Raw genomic sequence first — 16,341 nt, 5'->3', positions numbered from 1 at the left:
CATGTGGCCCCTTGACTGGATCCGCCGTTCCCTGCCGAGCACCCTGCGCGGCAAGCTGCTTCTGGTTTCGCTTGCCGTGGTGGTTCTGCCCATCTCGCTGACCGGTTACCTGCTGGAACGGGAGGGACGGCAGGCGCTGGTCCGGGAAAAGTCGGAGAAGCTCTTCGGCCTGACGCGCCTGCTGGATGCTCATCTCGGCCCCGGCTTCGATTCCCTTCTGACAGATGCCGGTGTTGTGGTCGGCGACCGCGATGCCGCCATCCGGGTCCTGTCGGGCCGGCTGACCCCCTTCACCGACATGGTCGCCGGGGCGAATCCCGGCGTGGGCGTCGGCTATTACAGCAAAGCGCTTAACGCCATCATCACCTATGGGCCGAGCCGGGACTACAGCGCGACGGTCGGCACCACCATACCGCCGGAACATCCGGGCTGGCATGTGCTGGAAAGCGGCAGGCAGGCGGTCGAAAGCGGCCGGCAGGTGCGCGGCTTCATCCTGAACGCGATGCTGCCGATCCTCCGCGACGGCGGTGTGATCGGCTACATCTGGGCCAACGAGCTTTCCGACGATGTGGAGCGGCAGGCCGCCGCCATGGACCGGGCGGTCCTGACCGTCAGCCTCGGCGGAATATTGCTCGGGCTCGTGCTGACACAGGTGCTGACGCGCGGGGTTGGCCGCGACATCCGCCAGATCATCGACGGCCTGCTGCGCATGCGGAGCGACCTTGGCGACGCGATCCGGCCGCCGCCGGGCGAGGTCGGCGCCATCGCGGTCGAGGTCAACGCCATGGCCCGCGCCCTGCTGGACGCCAAGTCCCTGACCGAAAACATCCTGCACAGCATTGCCGACGGCGTGATCGCCGTGGATCGGGCCGGGCAGGTGACGGCGCTCAACCCGGCCGCCGAGGCGATGATCGGGGTGAATGCGGCCGAAGTGATCGGCAGACCCTACGAGTCCCTGTTCAAGCCGGATGGCCGTTTCGCCAGCCCGCTGCTCGACACGCTGAAGACCGGCCGGCAGCATGTCGGCGTGGCGCTGGATTTTCCGGGGACCAGACAGACGCTTCATCTCACGGTATCGAGCAGCGTGCTGCGCGACAGCCATGGCGAGGCCATCGGCGCGGTGGTGGTGCTGAAGGATTTGACCGAGCAGCAGCGGCTGCGCACCCAGATCATGCGGGCCGACCGGCTGGCGGCGTTGGGCGAGCTGGTCGCCGGCCTCGCCCATGAGGTGCGCAACCCGCTGACCTCGATCCGCGGCTTCATGCAGTTCCTCGAAAGCTCCGACGATGTCGCCGAGTGGCAGCGCTATGCCCCCCTGATCGTCCGGCAGGTCGACAGCCTGAACCGCCTTGTCACCGAACTGCTGGAGTTCGGCCGGCCGCGCCCGCCGGCCTTCCTGCCGGTGCAGTTGAACGATCTGATCCGCGAGGTGTCTTTGCTGGCGGGGCGCAGGTCGAACGCCCGCATCGCCCTGCATCCCGCCCCCAACCTGCCCCTGGTCGAAGCCGATGGCGAGGCGTTGAAGCAGGTCATGCTCAACCTGATCATCAATGCGGTGCAGGCGACCTCGGAAACCGGAGGCATCGCCATCGCCACCGCCATGGCGGCGGATGGCCGCGAGGCCGTCATCACGGTGAGCGACGACGGCGAGGGAATCGCGCCGGAGAACCTCGACAAGGTGTTCGATCCCTTCTTTTCGACCAAGCCGCAGGGGACCGGGCTTGGCTTGGCGATGGCGCACCGGATCGTCGATGCGCATCATGGAACCATCGCCATCGCCAGCGTGCCGGGTGCCGGCACGACGGTGACCCTGCGGATTCCCATCCTTCACAACCGGACGGTTGACGCATGACGACCCAGTTCCCTGCCATGCAGACCATTTCGGCGCCGGCCGTCCTGGTGGTGGACGACGACGAGGCGATCCGCGAAATGCTCGCCGCGGTGCTGACGCGCGATGGGCTGGCGGTAACCACCGCCGCCGACGGGGTGGAGGCGGTCGCCGCCTTCGCCGCGCAGCGCCATGCCGTGGTGCTGATGGATGTCCGCATGCCGCGGATGACCGGGTTGCAGGCGTTGGCGGAAATCCGCAAGCTCGACCGCTCCACCGCGGTGATCCTGATGACCGCCTATGCCGAGGTCGGCGCGGCGGTCCAGGCGATCAAGGACGGCGCCTTCGACTATGTCATCAAGCCCTTCGACATCGCGGAGATCCTGCTGCAGGTCGGGCGGGCGTTGCAGATGCGCCGGATGCGCGACGACATCGCCACCCTGCACCGAGAACTGTCCAGCAGCTATCGCACCGACCGCATCCTGACCGCCAGCCCGCGCATGAGCGAGCTTCTCCAGACCATCGCCAAGGTCGCCAAGAGCAACGCGACCGTGCTGGTGACCGGCGAGAGTGGAACCGGCAAGGAGCTGGTGGCGGCGGCCATCCACTACAACAGCCCGCGCAATGCCGGCCCCTTCGTCAAGGTCAACTGCGCCGCGGTGCCGGAGGGGCTGCTGGAAAGCGAGTTCTTCGGCCATGAGAAGGGCGCCTTCACCGGAGCGCAGGCGCGCCGCCGCGGCCGTTTCGAGCAGGCCGAGCACGGCACCCTGTTCCTCGACGAGATCGGCGACATCTCCTCCAGCCTTCAGGTGAAGCTGCTGCGCGTGCTTCAGGAGCGCGAGTTCGAGCGGGTTGGCGGCACCGAGCTGGTGCGCACGGATGTGCGCGTCATCGTCGCCACCAACCGGAACCTGGAGGACATGGTCCGCCAGGGGTTGTTCCGGCAGGACCTCTATTTCCGGCTGAATGTCGTGACCCTCAGGACCGTGCCGCTGCGCGAGCGGCCGGAGGATGTCCGCCTGCTCGCCAGCCATTTCCTGCAACGCTTCGCCGCCGAGAACCGGATCGAGGTCAGCGGCATCGACGAGCAGGCGATGGAGCGCCTGCTGGCCTACCGCTGGCCGGGCAACATCCGCGAACTGTCCAACGCGATGGAGCGCGCGGTGGTGATGAGCACCGGTGCCATGATCGTCACCGAGGATCTGCCGGAGCAGATCGCCGGACAGGCCGGGGACAGCGAACCGGCAACCGATACCGACAGCACTGCCGCCCCGTCCGCCGCCGGCAGCCTGCGCGAGCAGGTCAGCCGCTTCGAGGCACGGGTGGTGGCCGAGGCCCTGGCCCGCAACGACGGCAACCGGATGAGGACGGCCCAGCAGTTGGGGATCAGCCGCCGCTCCCTGCTCTACAAACTTCAGGAATATGGCATTTCCTGAACGGCCGGTCTGAAGGGGCTGCTGCGCAAGAATTTGCGCAGCACGCACAAAGTTGCGCACCGGATCGGGCGGCCGGGCCGGCTTTCTCCCGGTTCCGACCGGCGGCGGGCGCCGAACTCCAAGGCGGATGCTGGATTTTTCCGCCATCCGGCCTGGAGCCGGCCGTTGGCACATCCATTGCTATTGTATGGATATATCGGCCGGCTCAGACGGTCCACGGCACTGGCCTGGATGTCGCGGGTCTCCCGATCGCAGCGCTATGAAACAAGAATGAGCGCGCGGTCCACCTTTCAAGGCTCCCGTCAGGGATCCCGGGGCGGGCTCCGCGCCCGCGGGGCTGCCGGCGGAAATCGATCCGCCGCACCCCGACGTCCAAGGGAGACGTCGAATGAGTAAAGTGCGAAAGCTGGAAGAGGCCGTCGCCATGATTCCCGATGGCGCGGTTTTGATGATCGGCGGGTTCATGGGGGTCGGAACGCCGCCCCACCTGATCGATGAACTGCTCCGCCAGGGCAAGCGCGACCTGACGGTCATCGCCAACGACACCGCCCGCCCCACCGTGGGGGTCGGCCGGCTGGTCACGGCGAAGGCGGTACGCAAGGTGATTGCCAGCCACATCGGCACCAATTCCGAAACCCAGCGCCAGATGATCGCCGGCGAGACGATGGTCGATCTGGTGCCGCAGGGCACGCTGGCCGAGCGGGTGCGCGCCGGCGGCTTTGGCCTCGGCGGCGTGCTGACCCCGACCGGCGTCGGCACGGTGGTCGAGGAGGGCAAGCAGCGCATCGAGCTGGACGGCACCGTCTATCTGCTGGAGACGGCGCTGAAGGCCGATTTCGCCCTGATCGCCGCCAAGCGGGCCGATTATCTGGGAAATCTCGAATACGCGCTGACGGCGCGCAACTTCAACCCGCTGATGGCGATGGCGGCCGAAACGGTGATCGTCGAGGCGGAGGACATCGTGCCGGTGGGCGTCATTCCGCCCGACAGCGTCGTCACCCCGAATGTGCTGGTCGACTGCCTGGTCGCCAAGGAGCGTCGCCATGGATGAGAAAACCCTGATCGCCAAGCGCGTCGCGCTGGAACTGCGGCCGGGCAACCTGGTGAATCTCGGCATCGGCCTGCCGACCATGGTCGCCGCCCATCTTCCGACCGGCGTCAACGTCTTCTTCCAGTCGGAGAACGGCATCGTCGGCATGGCCCCGGTGCCCGAACCGGGGGCGGAGAACGAGGATCTGAGCGATGCCGGCGGGAGTCCCATCGGTGCCGTTCCGGGGGCCGCGTCCTTCGACAGCGCGATGTCCTTCGGCCTGATCCGCGGCGGGCATCTCGACGTGACCGTGCTGGGCGGCCTCCAGATCGACGAGGAGGGCCGGCTCGCCAACTGGATGGTGCCCGGCAAGATGGTGCCCGGCATGGGCGGTGCGATGGATCTCGGTCTCCGGCGCCAAGCGGGTGATCGTCGCCATGCAGCACAGCGCCAAGGGCACGCCCAAGATCGTCAAGCGCTGCGAACTGCCGCTGACCTCGGTGCGGCGGGTCGACCTGATCGTCACGGAACTGGCGGTGATCGAGCCGACGGACAAGGGGCTGGTGCTGCGCGAGGTGGCACCCGGCGTCACGGTGGCCGACGTGCTGGCCCAGACCGGGGCCGAGTTGATCGTCCCGTCCGCGGTGCCGACCATGCCGGTCGGCGCCTGACCGCCGTTCCTCACGCATCGGCCCATTTTGATCGCGGTCCATTTTGATCGTTGGGGGGAACCGTCCTCCCCGCGCCGTCCGGCCGTGCAGCCGACGGCGCGGGAACGGCCCCCTCGTGCCGGAGACCCGCCATGAGCGTCACCACAGCCCCCCCGCCGGCGCCGGAGACCAGCGCCCGCTTCAACCCGATCACGCCGATTTCCCGTGCCCTGACCTGGCTGGTCAGCCGCTATCTGCCCGACCCGCTGATCTTCGCCATCATCCTGACCGTGCTGACCTTCGGCTTCGCCTGGTGGCTGACGCCGAGCGGGCCGGTCGATCTGGTGCGCATGTGGGGCAACGGCTTCTGGAACCTGCTGGCCTTCTCGATGCAGATGGCGCTGGTTCTGGTCACCGGCCATGCGCTCGCCAGTTCGGAGCCGGTGCGCAACGTCATGGGCCGGGTGGCCTCCATCGCCAGGACGCCGGCCCAGGGCGTCATGCTGGTCTGCTTCGCCGCCGCGGTGACCAACGTCGTCAACTGGGGCTTCGGCCTCGTCGTCGGCGCCATGTTCGCCCGCGAGGTGGCCCGCCGTGTGCCGAAATCGGACTACCGGCTGCTGATCGCGTCCGCCTATATCGGCTTCATGACGTGGCATGGCGGCTTCTCCGCCTCGGTTCCGCTGGTCGCCGCGACCAAGGGCAACCCGATGGAGAAGACCGTCGGTCTGATCCCGATCTCCGACACCATCTTCACCACCTACAATGTCGGCATCACGCTGGCGCTGATCGTCGTCCTGCCGCTGATCTGCTGGATGATGCACCCGAAGCCGCATGAGGTGGTCGCGGTCGATCCCGCCCTGCTGAAGCCGGAACCCTCGACCAAGCGCGTTCTCGGCCCCGATGCCAGCCCGGCCGAAAAGCTGGAGGAGAGCCGCGTCCTCGGCTTCGTCGTCGCCGCACTCGGCATCGGCTACCTGTTCCTGCACTTCCAGGCCAAGGGCTTCGACCTTAACATCAACACGGTCAACCTGATCATGCTGGTGGCCGGCCTGATCCTGCACGGCACGCCGATGGCCTATGCCCGCGCCGTCGCCAACGCCGCCCGCGGCACCGCCGGCATCATGGTGCAGTTCCCCTTCTACGCCGGCATCCAGATCATGATGGAGCATTCCGGCCTGGGCGGTCTGATCACCAACCTGTTCGTCGACATCGCCAACAAGGAGACCTTCCCGGTCCTCGCCTTCCTGTCGTCGGGCCTGATCAACTTCGCCGTCCCGTCGGGCGGCGGCCACTGGGTGGTCCAGGGTCCCTTCATCATGCCGGCCGCCCAGCAGCTCGGTGTCGATCTCGGCAAGGCGGCGATGGCCATCGCCTATGGCGAGGAGTGGATGAACATGGCGCAGCCCTTCTGGGCGCTGCCGGCGCTCGCCATCGCCGGGCTGGGGGTGCGCGACATCATGGGCTACTGCGCGACGGCGCTGGTCATAACGCTGCCCATCTTCCTGATCGGCCTCTACTTCTGACCGTTTGCAACCGACCGGCCGCCGCGCTCCACCGGATGGGCGCGGCGGCCTTCCTGCAAGACACACTGTTCCGGAGGAGTCCTCCATGACCGAGATCGTCATCGCCAGCGCGGTCCGCACCGCCATCGGCAGCTTCAACGGCGCGCTGGCGTCCGTCCCCGCCCATGAACTGGGCGCCGCCGCCATCCGCGAGGCGCTGTCGCGCGCCCACACCGACGCCGCCGAGGTGTCGGAGGTGGTGCTGGGCCAGGTGCTGACCGCCGGCCAGGGCCAGAACCCCGCCCGTCAGGCCGCGGTCAAGGCCGGCATCCCGGTCGAGAAGACCGCCTTCGGCATCAATCAGGTCTGCGGCTCCGGCCTGCGCGCGGTGGCGCTCGGCTGGCAGGCGATCCGCTGCGGCGACGCCGAGGTGATGGTGGTCGGCGGCCAGGAGAACATGAGCCTGTCGCCCCACCTCATGCATCTGCGCAACGGCACCAAGATGGGCACCGCCGAGATGCTCGACAGCATGATCCGCGACGGGCTGTGGGAGGCCTTCCACAACTACCACATGGGCACCACCGCCGAGAATGTCGCCCGCGCCTGGGACCTGAGCCGCGAACGGCAGGACCGGTTCGCGCTGGCCTCGCAGCAGAAGGCGGAGGCCGCGCAGAAGGCCGGCCACTTCCGGGACGAGATCGTGCCGGTCACCATCAAGGGCCGCAAGGGAGACACCATCGTCGACAGCGACGAGTATCCCAAGCACGGCACCACGCTGGAGGCGCTGGCCAAGCTGCGCCCGGCCTTTGCCAAGGACGGCACCGTGACCGCCGGCAACGCCTCCGGCCTCAATGACGGAGCCGCCGCGCTGGTGCTGATGACGGCGGAGAACGCCGCCCGGCGCGGGCTGACTCCGCTGGCCCGCATCGCCTCCTGGGCGACGGCCGGCGTCGATCCGGCGATCATGGGCACCGGGCCGATCCCGGCCTCGAAGCTGGCCTTGCAGAAGGCCGGCTGGTCGGTGGACGACCTCGACCTGATCGAGGCGAACGAGGCTTTTGCGGCGCAGGCGCTGGCAGTCAATGCCGGGATGGGCTGGGACGAGGCCAAGGTGAACGTCAACGGCGGCGCCATCGCGCTCGGTCATCCCATCGGCGCGTCGGGCGCCCGCATCCTGGTCAGCCTGCTGCATGAGATGGGCCGGCGCGATGCCCGCAAGGGCCTCGCCACCCTGTGCATCGGCGGCGGCATGGGCGTTGCCCTCTGCGTCGAGCGCGCTTGATCCCCTCACGAAACGCGGAGCCGCCGATACCGACACAGGGCGGCGGCTCCGCGACCATTTGTACCCTTTTGAAGGATGGTAGTATGGCAGAGATTATCGAGGTGTCCGTCACCCTCCACATCGCGGTCGCCGACGCCTCTGACGGGCGGGCCCTCGCCCTGCGGGCGGCGGAGCATTTCAGCCATGTCAGTCATGCCCAGATCGCCGCGTTCAACGAGGTGAACCGGGTCCATTCCGCAGACCATGGCACCGTCAAAGCGGTCACCAGCATCGTCGCCGGTGCGGGCCGCGGCTCGTAACGTCGGTCCGGCCACCGGGAACGGCCTCTGGGAACGGCCCCTGGGAGCGGACCGGGGGCAGGCCGGAAAGAGGGAAACAGAATCATGCGTTTGTCGGAGCTGCCGTTGCGGTGGCGAATCGGATTCCTCGCGTCGCTGTCGATCATCGCCGCCGGGCTGGTGGCGGCGGTCGGCGGCCATTTCGTCAACCGTGCGCTGGTCGAGCAGCGGATGAACAGCGTCCGCTTCATCGCCGAGAGCGGCGGCAGCATCGCCGCCCGCTTCCACAAGCTGGCGCAGGACGGCGCGATGAGCGAGGAGGATGCGAAGGATCGCGCCAAAACGGCCATCGGCGCGATGCGCTACGCCGACGGGGAGTATCTGTGGATCTGGACCTCGCAGATCGTCAACGTCATGCATGCCAACCCGGCGCTGATCGGCAAGAGCGGTGCCGAGATCCGCGACCGCAACGGCGTCTACGTCATCCGCGAGGCGGTGCGCGGCGCGTTGACGCCGGTGCCGGAGTTCGTGACCTACGAATGGCCACGCCCCAACGACCCCAAGGGGCCGACCTATGAGAAGCTGGCCTATTCGGTCCATTTCGAACCATGGGACTGGGTGATCGGCACCGGCGTCTACACCGACGACCTGCGCTCCGCCTTCGTCGGCATGATGACCGTGTTCGGGCTGGTGGTCGCCGGGCTGTCGGCACTCGCCCTTCTGCTGGGCTGGGCGGTCGCCCGCAGCGTGACGCGCCCGCTGTCGCGCGTGCATGGCGTCATGCTGCGGCTTGCCGACCATGATCTGGACGCCGAGGTGCCGGAGCGCGGGCGGCGGGACGAGATCGGCGGCATGGCGCGCACGCTGGAGGTCTTCAAGGAGAACATCCTGCGCAACCGCCAGATGGAGCAGGAGCGCCGCAGCGCCGCCGCACAGGCGGATGCCGAAAAGCGGGCGGCGGTGGTCGATCTGGCGAACCGGTTTGAAAGCCGGGTCGGCCGCATCGTCGAGCAGCTCGGTCAGTCCGCCAGCGGTTTCCAGCAGACCGCCTCGCACCTGTCCGGCGCGGTTCGCAAGGCCGAGCAGGACTGCACGTCGGTGGCCTCGGCGTCGGAGCAGGCGTCGGTCAATGTGCAGGCCGTCGCGTCCGCCGCCGAGGAAATGTCGACGGCAATCCGCGGCCTGTCGGGACGGGTGGTGCAGGCGGCCCAGCGGTCCAAGGTGACCGCCGAGCGGGCGGAGCAGGCGCGCGGCCATCTGGATGCGCTGTCCACCGCCATCGAGCAGGTCGATCAGGTCGTCGCCTCGATCAACGCCGTGGCTTCCCAGACCAATCTGCTGGCGCTGAACGCGACCATCGAGGCGGCCCGCGCCGGCGAGGCGGGCAAGGGCTTCGCCGTGGTCGCCAGCGAGGTCAAGAATCTGGCGAGCCAGACCCATGCGATGACCGAGCAGATCGGCCAGCAGATCGGCACCGTGAAGGCGGCGTCGGACCGGACCGTGGAGGCGATGCGCGGCATCATCGGCCAGGTGGAGCAGATCGACCAATCCGCCGCCGAGATGGCCGCCTCGGTCGAGCAGCAGAGTGCGGCGACCGACGAGATCAGCCGCAATGCCCAGCAGGCCGCCCTCGGCACCAACGAGGTCTCGCACAGCGTGGTCGACATCCAGAAGGCCGAGCGGGAGAGCGGGGTGGCCGCCGGTCAGGTCAAGCAGTCCGCCGACACGCTGGCGACCGACGCGGCCCTGCTGAAGCGGGAACTCGACACGTTCCTGGCGGAAATCCGCGCCGCCTGAAACCCATTGGGTCCGTGATTGCATGAACGCCCCGGTTCGCAGGAGCCGGGGCGTTCGTGCGTCTGGACTGCGGACGCAGCAGGTCAGGTGAACCAGTAGCGCGTGAGATGGAAGAACAGCGGCGCCGAGAACACGACGGAATCGAGACGGTCGAGGACGCCGCCATGCCCCTCGATCATCGTGCCCCAATCCTTGACGCCGAGGTCGCGCTTCATCGCCGACAGGACGAAGCCGCCGAAGAATCCGGCGGTGACGATGACCAGCGACATCCCCGCCGCCTGGAGCGGTGTGAAAGGCGTGATGACGTGGAGCCCGGTGCCGATGGCAACGGCGGTCAGCCCGCCGCCGACCAGCCCCTCCACCGTCTTGGACGGGCTGATGCCGGGCGACAGCCGCGTCTTGCCCCACAGCTTGCCGAAGACATATTGGAAGACGTCGCTCAGCTGCGCCACCGTCATCAGATACAGCAGCAGCAGGGCGGGGGGCAGGCTGTAGCCGGGGATGTCGAGCCACAGCAGGGCCGGCGCATGGCTGGTGCAATAGACCGCCAGCATCAGGCCCCATTGCGCCTTGGCGGTGCGGGTCAGGAAGTCGGTGGTGTCGGCGCCCAGAACCGACAGCGACGGCAGCGCCATGAACACATAGACCGGGATGAAGATCGAGAACAGCCCGTACCAACCGATCCCGACCAGCCAGTATTGCAGCGGCACCACCACGAAGAAGGACAGGAACAGCCCGGCATGGTCGCCGCGCCGGGTCGGTGTCAGCGTGATGAACTCGCGCAGCGCCAGATAGGAGAGCAGGGCGAACAGCACCAGCGTCACCACGCTGCCCAGCAGCATCGCCGCGGCGAACAGCGCCACCATCACCCACCAGGAGCGGATGCGGGCGTTCAGGTTGCGCACCGTGTCGCGCCCGGCCGGCGTCTTCACCCGATAGGCCAGGACGGCGCCGATCAGGGTGGCGACGGTCAGCAGGCCGAGGGTGGCGCCCGACAGCCAGAGGAACAGCGGCTCGGTGGTCGTGAAGACAGTCATCACTGAGTTGATCACGCTGCTCATCGGGTGGTCCGTTGGTCGGAAGATTGGGAAGCGGGCTGGGAGGTGGCTTGCGCGTTGGACTGGGAGGCGGGCCGGGACAGCGACACCAGCGCGTCGCGCGCGCGTCCCAGGAATGCCGCCTTGTCCTCGCCCTCGACCCCTTGCAGCGGCGCGCCGAAGCGCATGGTGCAGATCAGCGGCACCAGCAGCGGCATGCCTTTCGGCATCACGCGGTGCAGGTTCTCGATGAAGACGGGGACCAGCTCCGCCGTCGGCACCCGTTGGGAGAGGTGGTAAAGCCCGCTCTTGAACGGCGCTACGGTGCCGTCGCCGCGCGTGCCTTCGGGGAAGAGGATCAGCGACTGCCCGCTTTCCAGCACCGCCGCCATGGCGTCCATCACCTCCGCCGTCGCCTTGCCGGTGCGGTCGACCAGCAGCGCGTTCAGGCAGCCCACCGCCACCGCGCGCCGCAGGGCCGACCCCCCCCAATAGTCGAGTGCGGCCACCGGATGGGTACGCGCCCGCAAATTCGCCGGCAGGGCCGCCATGACGGCCAGCGTGTCGAGATGGCTGGTGTGGTTGGCGAAATAGATGCGCGGGACATCGGCGGGAGCGCTGCCTTCCCAGCTTGCGCGGGCGCCGACCAGCAGGCGGGTCAGCCCGAGCAGACCGTGGCGGAGCGCCGGTTGGAACAGGGGGATCATGACCGGACCTCCGGCTTGAGGGCTTCCAGATGCTGGGAATTCAGGCGGCGGGCGATGCCGAGCGTGCGCGTCGCGACGGTCAGCAGGCTGCCGGCCATGATGATCCAGGCCGCCGCGAGCAGGCTGTAGCGCGTGCCCCACAGCGCATGCTCGACCGCCTGTGCGATCAGGGCGACGGTGAGGGCGGCCATGCGGCGCTGCTTGGCCATCACCCCGCCGAAATCCTGCGCCAGCCCGAGCGCGCCGCCAAAGGTGCGGACATAGGCGGTCATCATCGCGGCCAGCGCGGCGGCCCAGCCAAGCCAGGGCAGGCCGGCGGCATAGCCCAGCGGCACCAGCAAGGCGGTGTCGGCGACGCGGTCGGGGATTTCGTTGTAGAGCGCGCCGACCGGCGATCCCTTGCCGCCCTCCACCGCGACCATGCCGTCGAGCAGATTGCAGACGAGGCGCAGTTGGACGCACAGCGCAGCGCCGACCCAGGCCAGCACGCCGCCCTGGAGCAGAAGGGCGCCGCCGATTGCCGCCCACACCGCCGACAGCAGCGAGATCTGGTTGGGTGTCACCGGCGTCGTGGTCAGCCACGCCGCCAGCCGTTGCGCCCAGCGGGCCGAACGGGTGGCGATGGGGCGGCGGTCTGCGGCCGGCTTGGCGGCGGCATTGGCGGCGGTTGCACTGTTCTCCATCATGCAGGCTCCTTGGCTGCGGCCTCCGCGGCGAACCGCGTCACGGCGGGATAATCGGTCTTGCCGGTACCCAGCAGCGGGACGGCGTCGATGTGCAGGATGTCGCGCGGAATGGCGATCTCGGGGGCTCCCCTGGTCCGTGCGGCGGCGACCAGCGCATCGCGGGTCAGCGCGGTGCCGGTGGTCGCCAGCACGATCCGCTCGCCGCGCTTGGCATCGGGCAGGGCGACGGCGGCATGGGTGGCGTCCGGATCGGCGAGGCCCGCCAACTCTTCGACGAGGCCGAGCGGGATCATCTCGCCCGCCACCTTGGCGAAGCGCTTGACCCGGCCGACGATGCGGATGAAGCCGTCGGCGTCGATCTCGACGATGTCGCCGGTGTCGTGCCAGCCATCGGCCGGCGGCTGGATCACGCCGGGACTGTCGGCGTGCAGGTAGCCCTTCATCACGTTCGGACCGCGCACCCGCAGCCGCCCGCCGGCATCGACGCCGGGCACCGGCACCAGGTCTGTCTCGATGCCGGGCAGGGCCTGTCCGACGCTGCCGGGACGGAAGCGGGCCGGGGTGTTGACGGCGATCACCGGTGCTGTTTCGGTGGTGCCGTAGCCCTCCAGCAGATGGACGCGCAGCCGCTCGGTGTAGACGCGCCGCGTCTCGTCCTGGAGCCGCTCTGCCCCGGCGAAGACGAGGCGCAGCGAGCGGTAGTCGTAGGGGTCGGCCGACCGCGCCCAGGCGTTCAGGAAAAAGTCGGTGCCGAACAGGACGGTGGCGTTGGTCTGGTAGACCAGTTCCGGGATCAGCCGGACATGGCGCGGATTGGGGTAGAGCACCGTCTTCACCCCGTTCAGGATCGGCAGCAGCATGCCGCCGGTCAGGCCGAAGGAGTGGAAGACGGGCAGGCAGTTGAACACCACGTCCTGCCGGTTGAAATCCACCACCGACGCCACCTGCGCCATGTTGGCGAGCAGATTGCCATGGCTGAGCGCCACGCCCTTCGGCGGTCCCTCCGACCCCGAGGTGAAGAGGATGGCGGCGATGTCGTCGCTGGTCCCCTGCGGCGGCAGCAGCCGTTCCGGTGCCAGCAGAGCCGCCAGGGCGCGCAGCTTGTCGCCCAGCCGCAGCCCGCGCTTGACCTCTTCCAGATGGATGATGGCGTGGTCGGCGGCCAGCGCCTCGACCAGCGCGCCGAGGCGGGCCTTCTCGATGAACTGGGCGGAGGTGACGATCCGGCGCACCCCGGCGGCGCGGCAGGCGGCCTTCACCGCATCCGGACCGGCGGTGAAATTCAGCATGGCGGCCGGCCGGCCATGGGCGGCGAGGCCGAAGAACACCGCCGCCGTCGGCGAGGCGGTCGGCAGCAGCACGCCCACCGGCTCGTCCGATTCCGTGCCGCGCGTCAGGATGCGGCCGAGCACCAGGGCGCGGGCCGCCAGCGCGCGGTAGGACAGGGTGGAGAAATCGCCGTCCTGCACGGCCTCTTCCCGCGCCCCGGCCTTGGCCCGGGCGTCGAGCAGGGCCAGCATCAGCGTTTCCTGCCGCGGGCGGGCGGCGAAGACGCTCTCCGTCATCACCCGCGACAGCCAGGATTTCAGGGCGGCGCGGCGCTTCTTGCCGACCAGACCACCCATATTGGGGGTCGTCACTGGCGGCAGCACGGTGATGGTGATGCGCGGGAACAGGCCGAGCCGCAGCCGACCCTTCATCCGCGACAGGACCGAGCGCTGGGCGCCCTCGATGCTGACCGGCACCACCGGGCAGCGCGCCTTGTCGGCCAGCATGCCGGGGCCGCCGTTGATCTTCATCAGCGACCCGGTGACGGTGATCCGCCCCTCCGGGAAGACGCAGACCTTGTCGCCGTCGGCAAGGGCGCGGGCCAGAATTCGGGTGCCGAGCGGGTTGGTCGGATCGATGGTGACATGGTCGGCGATTGCCAGGAACGGCTTGACCAGCGGGTGCTTTGCGATGTGGGTGTCGACCGCGAAGCGCATGCCCGGCAGGAAAGCCGCGAGCAGAGCCCCGTCCAGGAAGGACTGGTGGTTCGGCGTCACCACGGCGGCGCCGTCGAGACCGGTCAGATGCTCCGCCCCGCGAACCTCGACACGGAAGGCCAGCCGGAACAGGCCGCGGAAGACGGCGCGCATCAGCGCCTGCGCATCGACGGCGAGCGCCATCACGACGGCGACCGCCATGCTGGCGCCGCCCACCGACGCGACCGTCAGCGGCGAGGCGCCCAGCGCCAGCATCCCGGCGGCGACCGCCGAGCCGGCCACCATGTAGAGCGCGTTGATCACATAGGCGGCGGCGATGACGCGGGCACGGGCGCCCGGTGCCGCCCGGTGCTGGATCAGCGCATAGAGCGGAACGGCGAAGGCGCCCCCGGCGGCGGCGATGACGAAGAGGTCGGCCAGCAGCGGCAACGCCCAGGGCTGGGCCAGCAGGGCCAGCGGCGACAGCGGTTCCACAGCCGGGGCGGCCGGGGTCAGCAGAGGCAGGATGGCGCCGGCCAGGGCGGCGACCAGACCGGCCAGCGCGGCGCGGCCGGCATCGGCGGTGGACGGCGTGCGGTGGCTGAGGCCGGCGAACACCGAGCCGGCGGCCACGCCGATGGCGAACACCGCCAGCAGCAGGGTGGCGCCGCCGCTGTCGGTCCCCAGCGTCTCGCGGGCGATGGACGGGAACTGCGCCATCACCACTGCACCGACGCCCCAGAACACCGAGATGCCATGGATCGCCCGCATCGACGCCCGGTCGCCGGCGACCGAGCGCAGCACCCGCACCGTCACCGCCAGCGGATTGAGCCCGACCGGCACCGCCGGGTCGGCATTGCCGGCGCGCGGGATGAACAGCGACGCCGCCAGACCCAGCACCGCCGAGGCGCCGAGCATGCCCGGCACCGCCCAGGGATGGAGCAGGGCCAGCGAGCCGCCGGCGATGGTGCCCAGCAGGATGGCGACGAAGGTTCCGGCCTCGACCAGACCATTGGCGGCGGTCAGTTCCGACGGGTCGAGCAGGTCGGGCAGCAGGCCGTACTTGACCGGCCCGAACAGCGTCGAATGGGCGCCCATGCCGACCAGCGCGATGATCAGCACCGGCAGGTCGGCGGCGACGATGCCCAATGATGCCACCGCCATCAGCCCGATCTCCGCCAGCTTGACGATGCGGGCGATCAGCGTGCGGTCGTAACGGTCTGCCAGCTGGCCGGCGGTGGCGGACAGCAGCAGGAAGGGCAGGGTGAAGGCGCCCGCCGCCAGGGTGGAGATCATCGCGCCGCTGAGCGCGCCCTCGCCGGACACGCCATAGACCGCCAGCACCGCGATGGCGCCGCGCAGGACATTGTCGCCGAAGGCGCCGAGGAACTGGGCAAGGAACAGCGGCAGGAAGCGCCGCGATGCGAGAAGGGCGGAGGCGTTCATCGTCCGGCTCCAATCCTGGAAATTCCGTTGAGGATCGCGTCGGCGATCGGGTCGGCGAGGCTGGAGAGCGATGCCCTCTGCCGGCCGTAAACCTGCGACTGCACGTTCAGCACGATGGCACCGATGACGATGTGGGACAGCGCATCGCGGTCGGCCGGCACAATGCTGCCCTCGGCGATCCCGTCGGCGACGATGCCGCAGATCACGTCGACCGGCGTCTCCTGGCCCTGCGGCACCAGCGGCAGCGATTCATGCTGCGACAACAGAAGGAAGCGGGTGCGGTCGGGGGCCGCCTCGGCCAGATGGAAGGCGTGACGGATGACCCGCCGCAGCCGCTCCGGCGCCGGGCCCTGGCCCGCCGCCTCGCGCAGGCTCTGCGACATGGCCGTGTATTCCGCCGCGAACAGGTCTGCCGCCAGCTCCTCCTTGCTCGGCCAGTGGCGGTAGAGCGCTCCCTCCGATACCTCGGCGGACCGAGCGATGTCGCGGACCGTCGTCGCCTTCACCCCCTTCTGGGCGAACAGCGCGATGGCGGCATCGCGGACCTTGTGGCGAACGTCGGTGGACATGACGCCTCCATGTGAATGAATGTTCACTCACAAGGTGACGAGGCCACCTCACGGGCGCAACGGCAAAAAAGTATAGGGCGCGGCGGTCCCGGCTCAGCTCATGGATATACCACCTATGAGCTGCCA

13 protein-coding genes and 1 pseudogene are annotated in these 16,341 nt (G+C 69.1%); 9 read left to right on the top strand and 5 right to left on the bottom strand.

The window, feature by feature from the left end:
* Position 1: 1 nt before the first annotated feature.
* The 9 genes and pseudogenes from atoS (at position 2) to ACWPN8_RS19570 (ending at position 9,806) form a co-directional block, all read left to right on the top strand.
* Positions 2 to 1,852 carry a two-component system sensor histidine kinase AtoS gene (gene atoS / locus ACWPN8_RS19610; RefSeq protein WP_492241941.1) on the top strand — a complete coding sequence of 617 codons (1,851 nt, stop codon included), beginning with the start codon at positions 2 to 4 and terminating at the stop codon, positions 1,850 to 1,852.
* Complete coding sequence (atoC, locus tag ACWPN8_RS19605) at positions 1,849 to 3,264, top strand: acetoacetate metabolism transcriptional regulator AtoC (protein WP_492241940.1); 1,416 nt, start codon at positions 1,849 to 1,851, stop codon at positions 3,262 to 3,264. The genes atoS and atoC overlap by 4 nt, the downstream gene beginning before the upstream one ends.
* Positions 3,265 to 3,652: 388 nt before the next feature.
* Positions 3,653 to 4,315: a CoA transferase subunit A gene (locus tag ACWPN8_RS19600; RefSeq protein ID WP_492241939.1), complete on the top strand. Its 663-nt coding sequence runs from the start codon at positions 3,653 to 3,655 to the stop codon at positions 4,313 to 4,315.
* Positions 4,269 to 4,640: pseudogene (locus tag ACWPN8_RS19595) on the top strand (CoA-transferase); the annotation flags it as partial. The gene ACWPN8_RS19600 and the pseudogene ACWPN8_RS19595, both read left to right, overlap by 47 nt.
* Positions 4,641 to 4,731: 91 nt before the next feature.
* On the top strand, positions 4,732 to 4,965 hold the full coding sequence (locus tag ACWPN8_RS19590) for a hypothetical protein (protein WP_492241938.1): 234 nt from the start codon (positions 4,732 to 4,734) through the stop codon (positions 4,963 to 4,965).
* Between the two features lie 131 nt (positions 4,966 to 5,096).
* The gene (locus tag ACWPN8_RS19585; RefSeq protein ID WP_109447678.1) at positions 5,097 to 6,470 is read left to right on the top strand and encodes a TIGR00366 family protein; all 1,374 of its coding nucleotides are present in this window, start codon (positions 5,097 to 5,099) and stop codon (positions 6,468 to 6,470) included.
* Positions 6,471 to 6,555: 85 nt separating this feature from the next.
* Positions 6,556 to 7,731, top strand: a complete 1,176-nt coding sequence (locus tag ACWPN8_RS19580; protein WP_492241937.1) for an acetyl-CoA C-acetyltransferase — start codon at positions 6,556 to 6,558, stop codon at positions 7,729 to 7,731.
* Between the two features lie 83 nt (positions 7,732 to 7,814).
* The gene (locus tag ACWPN8_RS19575; protein ID WP_492241936.1) at positions 7,815 to 8,030 is read left to right on the top strand and encodes a hypothetical protein; all 216 of its coding nucleotides are present in this window, start codon (positions 7,815 to 7,817) and stop codon (positions 8,028 to 8,030) included.
* Positions 8,031 to 8,114: 84 nt separating this feature from the next.
* Positions 8,115 to 9,806: a methyl-accepting chemotaxis protein gene (locus ACWPN8_RS19570; RefSeq protein ID WP_492241935.1), complete on the top strand. Its 1,692-nt coding sequence runs from the start codon at positions 8,115 to 8,117 to the stop codon at positions 9,804 to 9,806.
* Positions 9,807 to 9,889: 83 nt separating this feature from the next.
* Here the strand turns inward: ACWPN8_RS19570 and ACWPN8_RS19565 are convergent, their stop codons facing one another.
* Genes ACWPN8_RS19565 through ACWPN8_RS19545 form a run of 5 tightly spaced genes read right to left on the bottom strand, consistent with a single transcriptional unit; the run spans position 9,890 to position 16,215 of the window.
* Complete coding sequence (locus ACWPN8_RS19565; protein ID WP_492241934.1) at positions 9,890 to 10,867, bottom strand: phosphatidate cytidylyltransferase; 978 nt, start codon at positions 10,865 to 10,867, stop codon at positions 9,890 to 9,892.
* Positions 10,864 to 11,550, bottom strand: coding sequence for a lysophospholipid acyltransferase family protein (locus tag ACWPN8_RS19560; RefSeq protein ID WP_492241933.1), 687 nt, complete (start codon positions 11,548 to 11,550; stop codon positions 10,864 to 10,866). The genes ACWPN8_RS19565 and ACWPN8_RS19560 overlap by 4 nt, the downstream gene beginning before the upstream one ends.
* Positions 11,547 to 12,236 (bottom strand): CDP-alcohol phosphatidyltransferase family protein, encoded by a 690-nt coding sequence (locus ACWPN8_RS19555; protein ID WP_492241932.1) that lies wholly within the window; start codon positions 12,234 to 12,236, stop codon positions 11,547 to 11,549. The genes ACWPN8_RS19560 and ACWPN8_RS19555 overlap by 4 nt, the downstream gene beginning before the upstream one ends.
* Positions 12,233 to 15,646, bottom strand: a complete 3,414-nt coding sequence (locus tag ACWPN8_RS19550; RefSeq protein WP_492241931.1) for an acyl-[ACP]--phospholipid O-acyltransferase — start codon at positions 15,644 to 15,646, stop codon at positions 12,233 to 12,235. The genes ACWPN8_RS19555 and ACWPN8_RS19550 overlap by 4 nt, the downstream gene beginning before the upstream one ends.
* On the bottom strand, positions 15,643 to 16,215 hold the full coding sequence (locus ACWPN8_RS19545; protein WP_492241930.1) for a TetR/AcrR family transcriptional regulator: 573 nt from the start codon (positions 16,213 to 16,215) through the stop codon (positions 15,643 to 15,645). Before ACWPN8_RS19545 ends, ACWPN8_RS19550 begins: the two co-directional genes overlap by 4 nt.
* Positions 16,216 to 16,341: the final 126 nt, after the last annotated feature.

The sequence above is a fragment of the Azospirillum sp. UENF 112521 genome, assembly GCF_058780665.1.
The sequence above is the reverse complement of the archived record's forward strand: the minus strand, read 5'-3'. Positions and strand labels throughout refer to the sequence as shown.

Excerpts from the sequence above, each read along its gene's own strand:
- ACWPN8_RS19580 (WP_492241937.1), top strand. The coding sequence starts at position 6,556 with ATGACCGAGATCGTCATCGCCAGCGCGGTCCGCACCGCCATCGGCAGC.
- ACWPN8_RS19555 (WP_492241932.1), bottom strand. The coding sequence starts at position 12,236 with ATGATGGAGAACAGTGCAACCGCCGCCAATGCCGCCGCCAAGCCGGCC.
- ACWPN8_RS19570 (WP_492241935.1), top strand. The coding sequence starts at position 8,115 with ATGCGTTTGTCGGAGCTGCCGTTGCGGTGGCGAATCGGATTCCTCGCG.
- ACWPN8_RS19590 (WP_492241938.1), top strand. The coding sequence starts at position 4,732 with ATGCAGCACAGCGCCAAGGGCACGCCCAAGATCGTCAAGCGCTGCGAA.
- atoS (WP_492241941.1), top strand. The coding sequence starts at position 2 with ATGTGGCCCCTTGACTGGATCCGCCGTTCCCTGCCGAGCACCCTGCGC.
- atoC (WP_492241940.1), top strand. The coding sequence starts at position 1,849 with ATGACGACCCAGTTCCCTGCCATGCAGACCATTTCGGCGCCGGCCGTC.
- ACWPN8_RS19575 (WP_492241936.1), top strand. The coding sequence starts at position 7,815 with ATGGCAGAGATTATCGAGGTGTCCGTCACCCTCCACATCGCGGTCGCC.
- ACWPN8_RS19560 (WP_492241933.1), bottom strand. The coding sequence starts at position 11,550 with ATGATCCCCCTGTTCCAACCGGCGCTCCGCCACGGTCTGCTCGGGCTG.
- ACWPN8_RS19565 (WP_492241934.1), bottom strand. The coding sequence starts at position 10,867 with ATGAGCAGCGTGATCAACTCAGTGATGACTGTCTTCACGACCACCGAG.
- ACWPN8_RS19600 (WP_492241939.1), top strand. The coding sequence starts at position 3,653 with ATGAGTAAAGTGCGAAAGCTGGAAGAGGCCGTCGCCATGATTCCCGAT.
- ACWPN8_RS19545 (WP_492241930.1), bottom strand. The coding sequence starts at position 16,215 with ATGTCCACCGACGTTCGCCACAAGGTCCGCGATGCCGCCATCGCGCTG.
- ACWPN8_RS19550 (WP_492241931.1), bottom strand. The coding sequence starts at position 15,646 with ATGAACGCCTCCGCCCTTCTCGCATCGCGGCGCTTCCTGCCGCTGTTC.
- ACWPN8_RS19585 (WP_109447678.1), top strand. The coding sequence starts at position 5,097 with ATGAGCGTCACCACAGCCCCCCCGCCGGCGCCGGAGACCAGCGCCCGC.